This window comes from Streptomyces sp. YIM 121038 (assembly GCF_006088715.1).
Classification (GTDB): Bacteria; Actinomycetota; Actinomycetes; order Streptomycetales; family Streptomycetaceae; genus Streptomyces.
Genome location: NZ_CP030771.1, coordinates 5,072,753 through 5,087,897 on the forward strand (window position 1 = coordinate 5,072,753; position 15,145 = coordinate 5,087,897).

At 71.8% G+C, this 15,145-nt stretch carries 15 protein-coding genes and 1 tRNA gene; 6 read left to right on the forward strand and 10 right to left on the reverse strand.

All coding sequences use genetic code 11. The features are described 5' to 3' along the window. Positions 1-13: 13 nt before the first annotated feature. The 3 genes from C9F11_RS21590 to C9F11_RS21600 form a co-directional block, all read right to left on the reverse strand. Positions 14-1,555 carry a Stp1/IreP family PP2C-type Ser/Thr phosphatase gene (locus tag C9F11_RS21590; protein WP_171076104.1) on the reverse strand — a complete coding sequence of 514 codons (1,542 nt, stop codon included), beginning with the start codon at positions 1,553-1,555 and terminating at the stop codon, positions 14-16. A 120-nt stretch (positions 1,556-1,675) separates the two neighbouring features. Further along, positions 1,676-2,212 (reverse strand): FHA domain-containing protein, encoded by a 537-nt coding sequence (locus C9F11_RS21595; RefSeq protein ID WP_138960818.1) that lies wholly within the window; start codon positions 2,210-2,212, stop codon positions 1,676-1,678. Positions 2,213-2,222: 10 nt separating this feature from the next. After that, complete coding sequence (locus C9F11_RS21600; RefSeq protein ID WP_138960819.1) at positions 2,223-3,113, reverse strand: DUF3662 and FHA domain-containing protein; 891 nt, start codon at positions 3,111-3,113, stop codon at positions 2,223-2,225. 1,406 nt (positions 3,114-4,519) lie between these two features. Between C9F11_RS21600 and C9F11_RS21605 the strand changes: the two genes are divergently transcribed. Next, a tRNA-Leu gene (locus tag C9F11_RS21605) sits at positions 4,520-4,606 on the forward strand. A 672-nt stretch (positions 4,607-5,278) separates the two neighbouring features. Beyond that, a complete protein-coding gene (locus C9F11_RS21610) occupies positions 5,279-6,694 on the forward strand; it encodes a DUF2252 domain-containing protein (RefSeq protein ID WP_249402209.1) in 1,416 nt (471 codons plus the stop codon). A gap of 89 nt (positions 6,695-6,783) precedes the next feature. Here the strand turns inward: C9F11_RS21610 and C9F11_RS21615 are convergent, their stop codons facing one another. Beyond that, positions 6,784-7,320, reverse strand: coding sequence for a dihydrofolate reductase family protein (locus C9F11_RS21615; protein WP_138960820.1), 537 nt, complete (start codon positions 7,318-7,320; stop codon positions 6,784-6,786). Positions 7,321-7,366: 46 nt separating this feature from the next. Between C9F11_RS21615 and C9F11_RS21620 the strand changes: the two genes are divergently transcribed. The 3 genes from C9F11_RS21620 to C9F11_RS21630 all read left to right on the forward strand — a co-directional run bounded on the left by C9F11_RS21620 (position 7,367) and on the right by C9F11_RS21630 (position 8,850). After that, a complete protein-coding gene (locus tag C9F11_RS21620; RefSeq protein WP_138960821.1) occupies positions 7,367-7,576 on the forward strand; it encodes a hypothetical protein in 210 nt (69 codons plus the stop codon). A gap of 20 nt (positions 7,577-7,596) precedes the next feature. Continuing rightward, entirely contained in the window at positions 7,597-8,415 is an 819-nt protein-coding gene (locus C9F11_RS21625; protein WP_249402210.1) for a hypothetical protein, read from the forward strand. A gap of 105 nt (positions 8,416-8,520) precedes the next feature. Then, positions 8,521-8,850 (forward strand): rhodanese-like domain-containing protein, encoded by a 330-nt coding sequence (locus C9F11_RS21630; protein WP_138966823.1) that lies wholly within the window; start codon positions 8,521-8,523, stop codon positions 8,848-8,850. A 97-nt stretch (positions 8,851-8,947) separates the two neighbouring features. Here C9F11_RS21630 and C9F11_RS21635 read toward each other — a convergent pair whose 3' ends face one another. From C9F11_RS21635 to paaA, 6 genes are all read right to left on the reverse strand, one after another. Beyond that, entirely contained in the window at positions 8,948-10,096 is a 1,149-nt protein-coding gene (locus tag C9F11_RS21635; protein ID WP_138960823.1) for an acyl-CoA dehydrogenase family protein, read from the reverse strand. Positions 10,097-10,240: 144 nt separating this feature from the next. Further along, the gene (paaE, locus tag C9F11_RS21640) at positions 10,241-11,308 is read right to left on the reverse strand and encodes a 1,2-phenylacetyl-CoA epoxidase subunit PaaE (protein ID WP_138960824.1); all 1,068 of its coding nucleotides are present in this window, start codon (positions 11,306-11,308) and stop codon (positions 10,241-10,243) included. Beyond that, positions 11,308-11,808 (reverse strand): 1,2-phenylacetyl-CoA epoxidase subunit PaaD, encoded by a 501-nt coding sequence (paaD, locus tag C9F11_RS21645; RefSeq protein ID WP_138960825.1) that lies wholly within the window; start codon positions 11,806-11,808, stop codon positions 11,308-11,310. Before paaD ends, paaE begins: the two co-directional genes overlap by 1 nt. After that, complete coding sequence (gene paaC / locus C9F11_RS21650; RefSeq protein WP_138960826.1) at positions 11,802-12,527, reverse strand: 1,2-phenylacetyl-CoA epoxidase subunit PaaC; 726 nt, start codon at positions 12,525-12,527, stop codon at positions 11,802-11,804. Before paaC ends, paaD begins: the two co-directional genes overlap by 7 nt. Next, entirely contained in the window at positions 12,524-12,814 is a 291-nt protein-coding gene (paaB, locus tag C9F11_RS21655) for a 1,2-phenylacetyl-CoA epoxidase subunit PaaB (protein ID WP_138960827.1), read from the reverse strand. The genes paaC and paaB overlap by 4 nt, the downstream gene beginning before the upstream one ends. After that, the gene (gene paaA, locus C9F11_RS21660) at positions 12,811-13,866 is read right to left on the reverse strand and encodes a 1,2-phenylacetyl-CoA epoxidase subunit PaaA (RefSeq protein WP_138960828.1); all 1,056 of its coding nucleotides are present in this window, start codon (positions 13,864-13,866) and stop codon (positions 12,811-12,813) included. Before paaA ends, paaB begins: the two co-directional genes overlap by 4 nt. A 353-nt stretch (positions 13,867-14,219) precedes the next feature. Here paaA and C9F11_RS21665 point away from each other — a divergent pair, with 353 nt between their 5' ends. After that, a complete protein-coding gene (locus tag C9F11_RS21665) occupies positions 14,220-15,134 on the forward strand; it encodes a DUF5819 family protein (RefSeq protein ID WP_346347324.1) in 915 nt (304 codons plus the stop codon). Positions 15,135-15,145 lie beyond the last annotated feature (11 nt).

A 15,145-nucleotide genomic window follows, 5' to 3' on the forward strand; every position in this document is an offset into this window, starting at 1 on the left:
CCCCAACGGCTGCTTACTGCTTACCGCACTGCGGGACCAGCTTCTTCTCCTCCTCGGAGAGGCTGGGGCCGGGTGTGGGAGTCGGTGCGGTGGTGGACTTGGACTTGTCGTCCTTGGCGTTCTTGTCGTCGTCGGACGCGGGTGCGCCGGTCTGGCCGCTCATGCCGCCCGCCTCGCCCTCACCGGGCTTGGCGCTCGGCTTGGACTCGCGCTCCGAACGCTCCTTGTTCTCCCGCTCGATCCTGCGCCGCTCGGCGTCCTTCTCGCACGCCGACGCCTGCAGGCCCAGCTCCTCGATCTTCCGCTGGGCGTCGTCGAGGCTGTCCTCGACGATGGCCTCCTCGACCTGCTTGCGCTGGTACGGCGGCAGGTACTTGAGTTCGATCTCGGGGTGGTCCTTCTCGACCTTCGACAGGCTCACCCAGGCCAGGTCCTGGTCGATGCCGCGGTAGAGCGCTACGTGCTCGTCGTTCGTGCCCACGTAGTACTGCGTCTGCGTCCAGCGGTAGCCCCCGTAGAGGCCGCCCGCGACCACGGCGAGCGCGAGGGCCGTGTACAGCGATCTCTTCAGCCACTTGCGGCCGCCGCCGGGCTTCACGAAGTCCTCGTCGTCGTACGCCCCGAAGGAGCCCTCCGGGACGTACCCCGCGGTGTCGCCGCTGCCGGGCGGGCCGAAGCCGCCCGCGGACGGCGGCGCGGGACGGCCGAGGCCGGAGGCGCGGCCCGCCGGGGTCTCCATGGCTCCGCCGTCGCTCGTCTGCAGCTGGTTCTCCGCGACCGCGCCGACCACCACGGGGGTGTCGGACAGCTGGCCCGCGAGGGTGTCGCCGGTGTCGATGTCCAGGACGTCGGCCACGATCACCGTGATGTTGTCCGGGCCGCCGCCGCGCAGGGCGAGCTGGATCAGCTCCTGCACGGTCTCCTGGGGGCCCTGGTAGCTGGCGAGCGTGTCCTCCATCGTCTGGTGCGACACGACGCCGGAGAGGCCGTCCGAGCAGATCAAGTACCGGTCGCCCGCGCGGACTTCGCGGATCGACAGATCCGGCTCCACGTGGTCGCCGCTGCCGAGGGCGCGCATCAGCAGCGAGCGCTGCGGATGCGTCGTCGCCTCCTCCTCGGTGATGCGGCCCTCGTCCACGAGCCGCTGCACCCAGGTGTGGTCCTGCGTGATCTGGGTGAGCACGCCGTCGCGCAGCAGATACGCGCGCGAGTCGCCGACGTGCACCAGGCCGAGCCGCTGGCCCGTCCACAGCAGGGCGGTGAGCGTCGTGCCCATGCCCTCCAGCTGCGGGTCCTCCTCGACCATCAGCCGCAGCTGGTCGTTGGCCCGCTGCACGGCGGTGCCGAGCGAGGTGAGGATGTCCGAACCCGGCACGTCGTCGTCGAGCGTGACGAGCGTCGAGATCACCTCGGAGCTCGCCACCTCGCCCGCGGCCTGACCCCCCATGCCGTCGGCGATGGCCAGGAGCCGCGGACCGGCGTAACCGGAGTCCTCGTTCCCTTCCCGGATCATGCCTTTGTGCGATCCGGCGGCGAAGCGCAGTGACAGACTCATGCGCACCTCGCCCGTCGGCTCCGGGTACATCCGCACGGTGCCCACCCTCCGGTCGGGAGCGCGCTGGCGTCCTGAATCTGGACCGCGTCGGCTCGCTCGCTCCGCTCGCTCATTGTCGTACTACTTCCGCAGCTCGATGACGGTCTTGCCGATGCGGATCGGCGCGCCCAGCGGAACGGGCGTCGGGGTGGTCAGGCGGGTCCGGTCGAGATACGTGCCGTTGGTGGACCCGAGGTCCTCGACGATCCACTGGCCGTCACGGTCCGGATAGATCCTGGCATGCCTGCTGGAGGCGTAGTCGTCGTCCAGCACGATGGTCGAGTCGTGCGCCCGGCCGAGCGAGATCGTCTGGCCCTGCAGGGCCACGGTCGTACCCGTGAGCGTCCCTTCCGAGACGACCAGCTTCGTGGGGGCGCCACGGCGCTGGCGGCCGCCCCCGCCGCCCTGCCGTCCGCGGCCGCCACCGTCCTGCTGGCGCTGCGGCGGTGGCGCGGCGGCCTGCCGGGCCGCCTGCCGTCCGCCCTCACGGCGCGAGCCGCGCTGAGTGACGCGCGTACCGAACAGGTCGCTGCGGATGACCTGGACGGCCACGATCACGAACAGCCACAGAACGGCCAGGAAACCCAGCCGCATGACCGTCAGGGTCAGCTCTGACATTGCCCCCGCTTCACCCTTCGGCTTGCCGGTAAATGATGGTCGTGCTGCCCACGACGATCCGCGAGCCGTCGCGGAGCGTAGCGCGGGTGGTGTGCTGCCCGTCTACCACGATGCCGTTGGTAGACCCGAGATCCTGGATCGTCGAGGGCGTTCCGGTCCGGATCTCACAGTGCCGGCGGGATACGCCGGGGTCGTCGATCCGCACATCGGCGTCGGTGCTGCGGCCCAGCACCAGCGTCGGGCGGGAGATCTGGTGGCGATTGCCGTTGATCTCAATCCAGCGCCGTACTTGTGCGCCCGGGCCCGCGCCGGGGCCCTGCGGCGGGCGGCCCGGCGCCTGGGCGCCGCGGCCCGCGCCCGCGCCGGGAGGCGGCGCGGCGGGCATGGGAGGGGCGCCCGAGGGGCCCTGCGGCTGGCCGAAGCCCCCACGGGCGCCCTGGCCCGCGCTCGTGGGCCCGCCGCCGGGGCTCGCCGGGCCACCGGGGCCCGCGGAGCCGCCGGGAGCCGCGTCGGGGGTCTGCGAGGTGCTGGACGCGAGCGTGCGGCTGCGCACCCGGTATAGGCCGGTGTCGAGGTCCTCGGCCTTCTCCAGGTGGACCTTGATGGGGCCCATGAAGCTGTAGCGCTGCTGCTTCGCGTACTCGCGCACCATGCCGGACAGCTCGTCGCCGAGCTGTCCGGAGTACGGGCTCAGGCGCTCGAAGTCGGGGGCGCTGAGCTCCACGATGAAGTCGTTCGGGACGACCGTCCGCTCGCGGTTCCAGATCGTCGCGTTGTTGTCGCACTCGCGCTGGAGCGCGCCCGCGATCTCGACCGGCTGGACCTCGGACTTGAACACCTTGGCGAAGGTGCCGTTGACCAGACCTTCGAGTCGCTGCTCGAACTTCTTCAGAACTCCCATGGGGCACCTCCTCCGTCGTTGTCATCCTCGTACTGCTTACTGATCGTATCCACGCGCCGGGAAATCAGCTGGTTCCCCCTGTCTGCCCAGACCACGAGTGTCGCCTCTCACAAGGCATTCCCGCACCGCTCTTCCGGGATCCTCCGGCTTCCTTCAGGGTTCCACCGGAGCCCCGCCAGGGTCCTGCCCACGGCTTCGGCGGAGATCCGCCGAAGATCTTCAGGGACACCTCAGGGGCTCCTTCGGGAACCATTGCGGGGCGCCCGTTTCCGGGGCGTTCCGCGTGCCCGCGGGGGTCCTGCGGACGCCGCCGTGGAGGCTTCCCCGGGTGGTTCCTCGGGGGCTTCCTCATCGGGGCCTCTGTGAGGTTCCTCGCGGTCCCCGATGAGGTGCACCGGGGGTCTGTGAGGTGCCTTGAGGTCTCCCTTGGAGGCCGCCGTTCAGGTCTCCGTGCTCGGGTCCTCGGGTTCGGATCCATCTGTTCGGTATGTGGCTCTGGTCCCTCGACTCAGGTCCTTCGGCTCAGGTCCTGCCGCACTCGCTGCTCGCTCCGTGTCGCCTCGTCTCGCTCCGCCCTCGCCTCCAGCCCTTCCTTCTTCGGTCGTCCCCTGCCTGCCGCCGCCTGCCGCCGCCTGCCGCGGTCCTTGTCGGCCCGCGCCGAGGTGCGTCCGCGGTCGCTTCCGTCCGGCCTCGCGTGGCCGGACGGACCGGGGCCCGAGCCCGGCGGGGCGCGTTGCCGACCCGTCGGGCGTCCGTCGGGGCCCGGCGTTCCCGCCGAGTTCCCTTCCAGGTGCCCGCCCATGTCCGTGGCGGACATCCGGTGCCTTTACGGACCGGGCCGGGGTTCCTCTTTACCAGGGATCGTAGAGGGGCTCTCAAGACAGTGTCCCGTACGTGGCTGTCGACTCTGGAGGAGGACTTGACGGGCGGCTCGGTTGCGTCGGGGGCGGGAGTCGCCGGGGTGATGTTGGCCCGCGCGGCCGGGCTGTGTGACGGCTGTGGTGTGACTCAGGGTGTCTGGCGGGGGCTGGAGGGGGGCTGGGTTGCGGTGCCGTGTGCCTGGGGCGGTGCGTGGGGCGGTGCTGGAGGCGGTGCCGGGGTGTGGGGTCGGGGGCCGTGTGGGCCGGAGGGGCGGGGTGCTGTTCAGCAGTGGTTCGCCGGTCGGCCCGGTGGTGGATGCGCAGGTCGGCCGGGGAGTGGAAGTGCGGGGCGGCCCGGCGGCGGGTGTGCGGGTCGCCGGGCTGGTGGGCGGCGGGGGCGGTCGCGGGGGCGTCGTGCGGGTGCTCGCCCCTGTCGGGCAGGTGCTCGCACATACGGATGTGAATCCACCCTCCGCAGCGTGCTAATCTTCTGCATGTCGGAAGGCGCTCGCACCACACAGTGAGAGACCCAAAGACAACACCCATGCGCGGGTGGCGGAATAGGCAGACGCGCTGGATTCAGGTTCCAGTGCCCGAAAGGGCGTGGGGGTTCAACTCCCCCCTCGCGCACCAGTGAAGACCCCAGTTCATCTGGGGTCTTTCTGTTTTTCCCGGACTTGTGCCGGGGCCCGGGGTCCGCGTGCCGGGCCGGGGGCGGGTTGAGGCTGGGGCGCGGTGCTGGGGTCGGGCTGTGGGCCTGACTCGGTGGGCCTGACCCGGCGGCCGGGCCGCCGAGGTCGGACTGTGCTGGAGGTCACTCCGGTCGGTGCCCGGTGCGTGCGATCGGCCGCCCCCCTTGCCGCCGAGTCCGCCGGGGCGACCCCTCCCTTTCGGGGTGGTGACGTATGTCACGGCGGCGGCTCGTGTGAGCGCCGGACGGAAGTTATCCACAGGCTGTGACGAGGATTCGCTCGCGGCGGTACGGTCGAAGCCAGTTGATGTTCGCGACGCCGCGCGACGGCTTCGCCCCGGACGGGGCGCACGCGCCGACGTGGCCACGCGGACGCCGGAATTCGGGGGGCGATGGCCGTGACTGAGACAACTGACACATCCGGCATGGGCGGGTCGCTCGGCGGTGGCGCGGGCGCGGGCGAGCACGGGGTGCCGGGCGGTGGCAGGGGAGCGTTGGCCACTGGTGCTGGTGCTGGTGCTGGTGCTGGTGCTGGTGCCGACGTGGGTGTGGGTGTGGGTGCGGGTGCCGGTGCGGTGGTGCCGGGGCCGCGGGGGCCCGAAGGTGCCCGGCGGCTGCCGCACGTGGACGGATTCGCCCGCCTGCCCGCGCACGGTGCGGGCCACCACCCGCGGCCCAAGCAGGAAGGCAAGGCCCTGCGCACCCGCGTCCCGCGCTCCGCACACGCGGAGTACGCCGAGGACGACCACCGCCCCGACCCCCTCGCCGTCCTGGCCGAGACCAACAAGGGCCGGATCCCCGAGCTCACCCCCATCCGCACCGGCAGGATGGCCGCGACCCCCTTCGCCTTCCTGCGCGGCGCCGCCGGACTCATGGCGTACGACCTCGCGCGCACCCCCACCACCGGCATCGGCGCACAGATCTGCGGCGACGCCCACGCGGCCAACTTCGGGCTCTACGGAGACGCCCGCGGCGGCCTCATCATCGACCTGAACGACTTCGACGAGACCGTGCACGGCCCCTGGGAGTGGGACGTCAAACGCCTGGCCACCTCCCTCGTCCTCGCGGGCCGCGAGGCGGGTGCCACCGAGGACACCTGCAAGGAAGCCGCCCACGACGCCGTCGGCGCATACCGCCGCACGATGCGGCTGCTCGCCAAACTCCCGGTCCTCGACGCGTGGAACGCGATAGCCGATGAGGAACTGGTCTCCCACACCGACGCACGCGACCTGCTCGGCACCCTCGACCGGGTCTCGGAGAAGGCCCGGCAGAACACGAGCGCCCGCTTCGCGGCCAAGTCGACCGAGCCCGTCCCCACCGCCGGGGACGACCACGGCGGCGTCACACCGAGGCGCTTCGTCGACGCGCCTCCGGTCCTGCGCCGCATACCGGACGCCGAGGCCGCGGCGGTGGCCCTGGCCCTTGGCGAGTACCGGAGCACGCTGTCGGCGGACCGGCTCCCCCTGCTCGCGCGCTATGCGATCCAGGACGTGGCGTTCCGCGTCGTCGGCACGGGAAGCGTCGGGCTGCGCTCCTATGTGGTGCTGCTCCTGGACCACCGGGGCGAGCCGCTCGTCCTCCAGGTCAAGGAGGCGTGCCCCTCGGCGCTGCTGCCGCACCTGCCGACGGCCGGGTTCAAGGAACAGGAAGCCGTCCACGAGGGCCGGCGCGTGGTGCTGGGCCAGAAGCGGATGCAGGTCGTCAGTGACTTCCTGCTCGGCTGGACCACGATCGCCGGACGCCCCTACCAGGTACGGCAGTTCAGGAACCGCAAGGGCAGCGTCGACCCGGCCGCGCTCGCCGCCGACCAGCTGGACGACTACGGCCGCATGACCGGAGCCCTGCTGGCCCGCGCCCACGCCCACAGCGCGGACCCCCGGCTCATATCCGGATACTGCGGCAAGAACGCCGAACTGGACGAGGCGATGGCCGACTTCGCGATGACGTACGCCGACCGCACAGAGGCGGACCACGCCCGACTTGTCGCTGCCGTACGCGAGGGGCGGGTAGCTGCTGAGGCAGGGGTCTGAGGGGTCGGCGGGGTGAGGGCACGTCCGTAATCGAGGGCATGTCCGTGACTGTGGTGGCTGACGCGGCGGACAGGCCCTGGCTGCGACCGTTACTTGTGCACGTGGAAGCGCAGCATGGTGACCCCGCCCGACTGGACGTTGCTGAAGGGCTCCAGGTCGATCCGGCCGAGGCCCGGCGGTGTGAAGCGGACGCCGTCGCCGAGCAGCACCGGCAGCACGTACACCAGGATCTCGTCGACGAGGCCGCGCTGTAGGCACTGGGCGGCCACGTCGGCGCCGAGGATCTCCAGGTTCTGGTCGCCGGCGGCGCGGCGTGCCGTGGCCACGGCCTCCTCGATGTCGCAGGTGAGGAAGGTGACGTGGGGATCCGGCTCGTCGGGCGGGCGGTGGGTGAGGACGAACTGCGGCCCGCCGTCGTAGCCGGTGTTCTCGTCGGACATGCGCTTGCCGACCTCGTACGTGCCCCGGCCGACGAGCATGGCGCCGGTGGCCGCCATGACCTCCGGGAACGTCGCCGACGTCATGTGCTCGAAGATCCAGTCCATCGTGTGGCCGGGACCGGCGATGAAGCCGTCCAGGGACATCGCCCTGTTCACGACGACCTTGCCGGTGCTCGCATCCCTCATGCGTCTTCTCCAAGCAGGTGGAGGGCCGGGATCGCATCATAGGTCGGTGAGCAACGTCTTCTCGGGTGGCAGCTACGACCTGGACCTGTCCCATGGCGCCACCGCGGTGTTCATCGACGTGCTGATGCTCGTCGCGTCCGATCTCGCGTCCGAGGACTGGGACTTCTGTGATCGGCCGCGCCAGGGCCCGGCCGGCCCGGAGGCGGGGGCTCTGGGCGGGGGTCTGCTCCGGGTGTGGCCTACGCTGGCCTGGTGACGAGCCCGGAAGCCGAGCAGGTGCAGGACGAGACGCCGGAGGGCGCGCCGCCCGAGGGCGGTGCGCGGCCCGAGGAGCGGCTTGAGAGGGCTGTGCGGGCGGCCGAGCAGGCGTTGATCGAGTACGAGATCGCGGTGGAGACGTTCCGGGTCGAGGTGGAGAACTTCTCCCGGCTGCATCACCAGCGGCTCGGCCCGATGTACGCGCGCCTCGACGAGCTGGACGCGCAGATCGCCGAGGCGGTGGCGGCGCGGTCCGGTGATCCGGAGGACCGGCGCAAGGCCGATGAGGCGCGGGCGCGGGTGCTGCCGATGCCGGGGGTCGAGGAGCTGTTCCACGGCTGGATGGACGGTGACGGGCTGCCGCCCGAGGCCGCCGCGATGCTGACCGATCAGTCGGTGCGGCCGCCGCAGCGGGTGCGGCCGAGCGACGAGGCCCGCAAGCTCTACCGCGAGCTGGCGCGCAAGGCGCACCCCGATCTCGCGCAGGACGAGCAGGAGCGGGAGCGGCGTGACGGGTTCATCGCCCGGGTGAACGCGGCGTACGGCCGTGGTGACGAGGCGTTGCTGCGGGAGCTCCTCGAGGAGTGGGAGGCGGGGCCGGTGCCCGAGGAGCAGCGGCCCAGCCCCAGCGAGGAGCTGTACGTCCGGCTCGAGTGGCTCGCGCAGCGCAAGGAGCTCCTTTCGGTGGTCGCGCGGGAGCTGGAGGAGAGTGCGATCGGCGCGATGCTGAAGCTGGCGCCCGACGACCCCGACCGGCTGCTCGAGGAGATCGCCGAGCAGCTGCTCGCGCAGGTCGCGGAGCGTGAGGCGGAACTGGAGCGGCTGACCTCGACGTGAGCGGCGGCGGCCGGGTTTCTGCGATGGCCCGTCGGCTGTGGGCGGTCGGGCGGGGCCGTGGCGCGGGGGTCGGGTAGCGTCGGTGGCATGGAATTCGGTTCTGGTGTGCCCACGGTCACAGTCGCTGATCTCTCGGACGGCGACTTCCTGCTCGACGTCCGTGAGGACGATGAGTGGCAGGCTGGCCACGCGGCGGATGCGCTGCACATTCCGATGAGTGAATTCGTGTCCCGTTTCGGGGAGTTGACCGAGGCGGCGCCGCAGGACGGCAGGGTGAACGTGATCTGCCGGTCCGGGGGCCGTTCGGCACAGGTGACGATGTACCTCGCCCAGCAGGGCATCGACGCGGCCAACGTGGACGGTGGCATGCAGGTCTGGGAGGCCTCCGGCAAGCCCGTCGTCGACGACAAGGGTCAGCCGGGCACTGTGATCTAGGGCGCCACCGCGTGATCTAGGGCGCCACCGCCACCGCTGCCCTTGCCGCGCGGGCCCGCGCCCCGTCGGCGGGCCCCGGCCGCTGTCGCGTGTCGGCTCAGCCGAGGGCGTGGGCGGCGAGTACCTCGCCCAGTGCTTCCTCGTGGGCTGCCGCAGGGCCGAGGGAGAGCTCCAGGTGCTTGGCCCAGGCGTGGTAGCGGTGCAGGGGGTAATCGGTGTCGGCGCCGAAGCCGCCGTGCAGGTGTTGGGCGGTCTGGACGACGCGGCGTACGCCGTCCGAGGCCCAGGTCTTGGCGACCGCGATGTCGGCGGCGACAGGGAGCAGCCCGTCGCCGGGGGCCGTGCGGTCCGGTGTGCTGAGGCGCCAGGCGGCCTGCCAGAGGGTCGCTTCCATCGCGCGCAGGTCGATGTAGCGGTCGGCGGCCTGGACCGCGACGGCCTGGAACGTGGCGATGGGGTGGCCGAACTGCTCGCGCTTTCCGGCGTATTCGCTGGTCATGCGCAGCACCCTGGTGCCGAGGCCGAGCGCGAGCGCGCAGGTGCCGGTGGTGAGCAGATCACGTAGGAAGTCCCAGGCCCCGTCAGTGGTGATGAGGTCGGATTCGGGCACGCGCACGGAGTCCAGGTGCAGTTCGCCGAGGCGTTCGCCGCTGGTGGAGATCTGCTCGGCGAGGCTCAGGCCCGGGGCTGCGCGGGAGACGACGGCGAGGACGGTGCGGCCTTCCGGTGCGGTGGCCGGTACGAGGGTGAAGTCGGTGGTGTGCGCCCAGGCCACGGCGGTCTGGACGCCGTCGAGGAGCCAGTCGGCCCCGTCGGGCCGCGCGGTGACGGCGAGCTCGGCCCCGTCGTGTCCGGTGCGGCCGTGCGCGGCCACGGTCAGGACGGCTTCGCCCCGGGCGGCCCGTGCGAGGAGCCGCTGCTTCAACTCGGCGCTGCCGTAGGTCTGTACGGCATACGCGGCCGCGCTGGACTCCAGGAGCGGGACGCGGGCGAGTACCTTCGCTGATTCGCGCAGGACGAGGCAGAGCGCGATGGCGTCGAGGCCGGAGCCGCCGTACTCGGGGGCGAGGAGCAGGCTGAGCAGATCGGCCTCGGCGAGCTTGGCCCACAGGGCGCGGTCGAAGTCGTCGGCGACGGCCCCGGGGGTGAGGGAGGGGCTGGGCACGCCGTCGGGTGCGACGTCGGCGAAGACCGCCTGGGCCGCTTCCAGCGCTGCCTGCTGCTCCTCGGTGAAGGTGAAGTCCACTGTTCGTCCTCCCGCGCGCGCCGGCCTGGTCGTGTCCGTTCGCTCCGCCACCGTTTCTGACGGGTCGTCAAGATAGAACAGGTTCTAGCGGATGGGAACAGGTGCTGCCCCAGTGGCGGGCGCACCGGCGCGGCGGCGGTCGGCTCAGCGGTCGAAGTCCAGCTCCACCTTGTCCGTGGTCGGATGGGACTGGCAGGCCAGGACGTACCCGGCCTCGGTCTCCTCCGGCTCCAGGGCGAAGTTCCGGTCCATGCGGACGTCGCCGGAGACCTTGAAGGCCCGGCAGGTGCCGCAGACTCCTCCCTTGCAGGCGAACGGCGCGTCCGCGCGGTTGCGCAGCACCGTGTCGAGGAGCGTCTCCCCCGCCTGCACCGGCCAGGTGCCGGAGCGGCCGTCGAGGGTCACGGTGACGGTGCTGTGCTCGCGCACCGGCACGGTCGCGGCTGCCGTGGGGGCGTCGTCGACGTGGAATATCTCCTCGTGGATGCGGCGCCGGTCCACGCCGAGGGACCGCAGGGTCCGCTCCGCGCTCTGCACCAGGCCGTACGGGCCGCACAGGAACCAGCCGTCGACCTCGGGCACCGCGAGCAGCGCGGGCAGCAGGGCCGCGAGCCGCTCCTGGTCGAGCCGCCCGGAGGCGAGCCCGGCCTGCTGCTCCTCGCGGGAGAGCACCGTCACCAGCTGGAACCGGTCCGGCCAGCGGTCCTTGAGGTCGGCGACCTCCTCGAGGAACATCGTGGACGCCGTGGTGCGGTCGCTTCGGATGAGGCAGAACTGGGCGCGCGGTTCCCGCTCCAGGAGCGTGGTGACGATGGAGAGGACCGGGGTGATGCCGCTGCCGCCGACCACCGCCGCGTACCGGCCGGGGGCGGGGTCCAGGGTGAAGCGGCCCGCGGGGGTCATCACCTCCAGCTCGTCGTCCACGGCTATTTCCTTGTGCGCGTACGTCGAGAAAGCGCCGCCGTCCACCACGCGCACGCCGACCCGCAACGTGCCGGGGGCCCCGGCCTGCTGGGGAGCGGGTGCCGGGGAGCAGATCGAGTAGGTCCGCCGGATCTCCACACCGTCGACGACGCGGCGGAGGGCGAGGTGCTGGCCCGGGGTGTAGCGGTAGTCCTCGCGCAGGTCCGGGGGGACGTCGAAGGTCAGGGCCACGGAGTCGTCGGTGAGCTGCTCGACGGCCGCTACGCGCAGCTGGTGGAAGCGCGCCATCACAGCTCCTTGAAGTGGTCGAAGGGTTCGCGGCAGGCCACGCAGCGGCGCAGTGCCTTGCAGGCCGTGGACGAGAAGCGGCTGAGCAGCTCGGTGTCGGTGGAGCCGCAGTGCGGGCAGCGCACGGCGAGGGTGAGCGGCACGGGCCCTTCGGCGGCGTGCGGGCGAGGCGGGGCGATGCCGAACTCGGCGAGCTTGCGGCGGCCTTCGGCACTGATGTCGTCCGTGGACCAGGCAGGGGAGAGCACCGTGCGCACCTGGACGTCGGCCACGCCGTGCTCGTGGAGGATCTGCTCTATGTCGGCGGACATGGCCTCGATCGCGGGGCAGCCGGTGTACGTCGGCGTCAGCTCGACCTCGACCCGGCCGGGGCCGCTGGCGCGGACGGCACGGACCACGCCGAGCTCGGCGAGGGTCAGGACGGGCAGCTCGGGGTCGGGCACCGAACCCGCCAGGGCGAGCAGGCGCTCCTCGAGGGCGGTGGGCGCGACGCTCACCATGACGCCCCCGGGTGGCTGCGGTGCAGGTGCTGCATTTCGGCGAGCATCCGGCCGAACGGCTCCGTGTGCAGGCCCTCGCGCCCCGCGCCCGCTGTCCAGGCCCCGCTCTGCGGGCCCTCCGGGACGGTGAGCGTGGCCTTCTCGATGACTCCGGTGACCGTGGCGGTCCACTGCTCGCGCAGCGTCTGCCAGGCGATGTCCAGGCCGGGCACCGGCTGGAACAGCTCTCCCGTGAACCGCCACAGGGCGTCCAGGCCGCGCTGCATCCGCTGGTGGCTCTCCGCCGTGCCGTCGCCGAGCCGGAGCGTCCACTGCTCGGCGTGGTCCTGGTGGTAGGCCACTTCCTTGGCGGCCTTCGCGGCCAGGGGGGCCAACTCGCTGTCCGTGGTGGCCAGCTGGGTGTACAGCAGGTTCTGGTAGACGGAGAAGTAGAGCTGGCGGGCGATGGTGTGGGCGAAGTCGCCATTGGGCTGCTCGACCAGCTGGGCGTTGCGGAAGGCGCGCTCCTCGCGCAGGAACGCCAGCTCGTCCTCGTCGCCCGCGAGGGACAGCAGGATGCGGGCCTGGCCGAGGAGGTCCAGGGCGATGTTCGCCAGGGCGACCTCTTCTTCGAGGACGGGGGCGTGACCCGCCCACTCTCCCAGGCGGTGCGAGAGCACCAGCGCGTCGTCGCCGAGGGCGAGGGCCGCGATGCCGGCGGTGCGGGGGGTCGTGGTCACAGGTGCTTCACTCCTTCCGGGATGTCGTAGAACGTCGGGTGGCGGTACGGCTTGTCGGCGGCCGGATCGAAGAAGGAGTCCTTCTCGTCCGGGGACGACGCGGTGATCTCGGCGGAGGGCACGACCCAGATGGAGACGCCTTCGCTTCTGCGGGTGTACAGATCACGGGCGTTGCGCAGGGCCATGTCGGCGTCCGGGGCGTGCAGGCTGCCCGCGTGGGTGTGCGAGAGGCCGCGGCGCGAGCGCACGAACACTTCCCACAGGGGCCATTCGGTCGAGCTGCTCATGCGGTCGCCTCCGCGGGGGTGCCGAGCGCCGCGGGGCGGCGGTCCTTGTCGTGGTCGCTGTGCTTGGCGGCATACGCCGCCGCGGCTTCGCGCACCCAGGCGCCTTCCTCGTGGGCGCGCCTGCGCTGGGTGATGCGCTCCTCATTGCACGGGCCGTTGCCCTTGAGGACCGACCAGAACTCGCTCCAGTCGATGGGGCCGAACGTGTGGTGCCCCCGCTCCTCGTCCCACCGCAGGTCGGGGTCGGGCAGGGTGAGGCCGAGGGACTCGGCCTGGGGGACGCAGATGTCCACGAAGCGCTGCCGCAGCTCGTCGTTCGAGTGGCGCTTGATCTTCCAGGTCATGGACTGCTCGGAGTGCGACGACTCGGCGTCCGGGGGGCCGAACATCATCAGGGACGGCCACCACCAGCGGTCCACGGCGTCCTGGGCCATGGCGTGCTGCTCGGGGGTGCCGCGGCTGAGAGCCAGCAGCAGTTCGTACCCCTGGCGCTGGTGGAACGACTCTTCCTTGCAGACGCGGACCATCGCGCGTGCGTACGGGCCGTACGAGCAGCGGCACAGGGGGACTTGGTTGGTGATCGCCGCGCCGTCGACGAGCCAGCCGATGGCGCCTACGTCCGCCCATGTCAGCGTGGGGTAGTTGAAGATCGATGAGTACTTCTGGCGGCCCGAGTGCAGCTTGTCGAGCAGCTCGTCGCGGCTGACGCCGAGCGTCTCCGCCGCGCTGTACAGATACAGGCCGTGGCCCGCCTCGTCCTGGACCTTGGCCATCAGGATCGCCTTGCGGCGCAGCGACGGGGCGCGCGTGATCCAGTTCGCCTCCGGCTGCATGCCGATGATCTCGGAGTGGGCGTGCTGCGCGATCTGGCGCACGAGCGTCGCGCGATAGGCGTCGGGCATCCAGTCGCGGGGCTCGATGCGCTCGTCGGCCGCCACGGCGGCGTCGAAGAGGGACTCGAGCTCGGTGGTGTCCGGCCCCACGTCGGCGGCCGCGGGGCCGGGCGCAGCCCTGTCCTTCGCCGCGTCGGGCGCCTTGTGCGCTGTCGCCATCTCGGTCCCCCTCGACCTCGGGCAGTCTCTGCGTCCTCCGGCGGTCTCCCGACCGATCGTTCGGTCCGCCGGAATTCAATGGTGCGGCGCCTCGCCATAAGGTGTCAACCCTGTGGATAACCTCCGTGCCGCTGTGCCTGACGGGCAGGCCTGAGTACGGTTCCGGCGGCAGGGTTCGGTGCGGGAACGGGAAACGGGACGGAATGGACGCCTACGACAAGGGCCCGCGGGACGGGCCTGTCGGGCCTGACGGGTCCTCTGTGCCGGACGGGGCCGACGGGCCCGACGGGCCTTCCGCGCCGGACGAGGCCGTTGCGCCTTCAGCGTCGGGTGGGACTGAACAGGCCTCCGGGATGCAGGAGGCACAAGAGGGCCACGGGGTGCCTGCGGTGGAGGAGCTGTCCGGGACGGGCGAGGCTGTCGGGCCGGGCAAGGCTGCCGGGGCGGTCAAGGCTGTCGGGGCCGCCGAGACCACCGGTGTAGGTGGGGCATCCGTGAGGGATAGGGCTCACGGGGCCACCGATGGTCCCCTGCCCGAACCGCCCACCGGCTCCGGCCGCGGCTCCGGTCCCGGCCTGCCCACGGGAATCGCCGGTCTCCCCCGTGGCTACCAGCTCGCCGCCGCCTTCGCGCTCGCGTTGATCGTCGTCACCGTCTGCGTGCACCTGGGGATGTTGTTCCTGCACGTCGCCCCGGCGAACACGGTGAGCAAGGAGCACGGCAAGAAGATCTACGACTGGGTGTACCCGGAGTTCGAGCAGAACTGGAAGCTGTTCGCGCCCAATCCGCTGCAGCAGAACGTCGCGGTGCAGGCCCGCGCGCAGCTGCGTACCGCGGACGGCGGCCGCCGGGTCACCCGCTGGTACGACCTGTCGGCGCAGGACGGCGCGGCCATCGACCACAACCTCCTGCCGAGCCACACCCAGCAGAACGAACTGCGCCGGGCCTGGGACTTCTTCGTGTCCACGCACGACGCGCAGAATCGTCCCACCGGTCTGCGCGGCGAGATCTCCGAGCGCTACGTCCGCCGCATCGTGCTGCTGCGCATCGACCGCCACGAGCCGCTCGCGCGCGGTGAGGCGATCGACCAGGTGCAGGTCCGATCGCGGACGACGGGTGTGCGGCCGCCGAAGTGGAGCGACGAGAAGAACAACGCCGAACCGGTCCTCCGGTTGCTGCCGTGGTGGTCGGTGACCCCGGACGACCTGCCCCTGGCCGACGGCACGCGCGCGAGGCGGGACGTCGCCGAGGGGAGTGGTGCCCGGTGAGCCGTCCGAAG

Excerpts from the sequence above, each read along its gene's own strand:
- C9F11_RS21595 (WP_138960818.1), bottom strand. The coding sequence starts at position 2,212 with ATGTCAGAGCTGACCCTGACGGTCATGCGGCTGGGTTTCCTGGCCGTT.
- paaD (WP_138960825.1), bottom strand. The coding sequence starts at position 11,808 with ATGGTGAGCGTCGCGCCCACCGCCCTCGAGGAGCGCCTGCTCGCCCTG.
- C9F11_RS21615 (WP_138960820.1), bottom strand. The coding sequence starts at position 7,320 with ATGAGGGATGCGAGCACCGGCAAGGTCGTCGTGAACAGGGCGATGTCC.
- C9F11_RS21590 (WP_171076104.1), bottom strand. The coding sequence starts at position 1,555 with ATGAGTCTGTCACTGCGCTTCGCCGCCGGATCGCACAAAGGCATGATC.
- paaB (WP_138960827.1), bottom strand. The coding sequence starts at position 12,814 with ATGAGCAGCTCGACCGAATGGCCCCTGTGGGAAGTGTTCGTGCGCTCG.
- C9F11_RS21665 (WP_346347324.1), top strand. The coding sequence starts at position 14,220 with ATGCAGGAGGCACAAGAGGGCCACGGGGTGCCTGCGGTGGAGGAGCTG.
- paaE (WP_138960824.1), bottom strand. The coding sequence starts at position 11,308 with ATGGCGCGCTTCCACCAGCTGCGCGTAGCGGCCGTCGAGCAGCTCACC.
- C9F11_RS21600 (WP_138960819.1), bottom strand. The coding sequence starts at position 3,113 with ATGGGAGTTCTGAAGAAGTTCGAGCAGCGACTCGAAGGTCTGGTCAAC.
- paaA (WP_138960828.1), bottom strand. The coding sequence starts at position 13,866 with ATGGCGACAGCGCACAAGGCGCCCGACGCGGCGAAGGACAGGGCTGCG.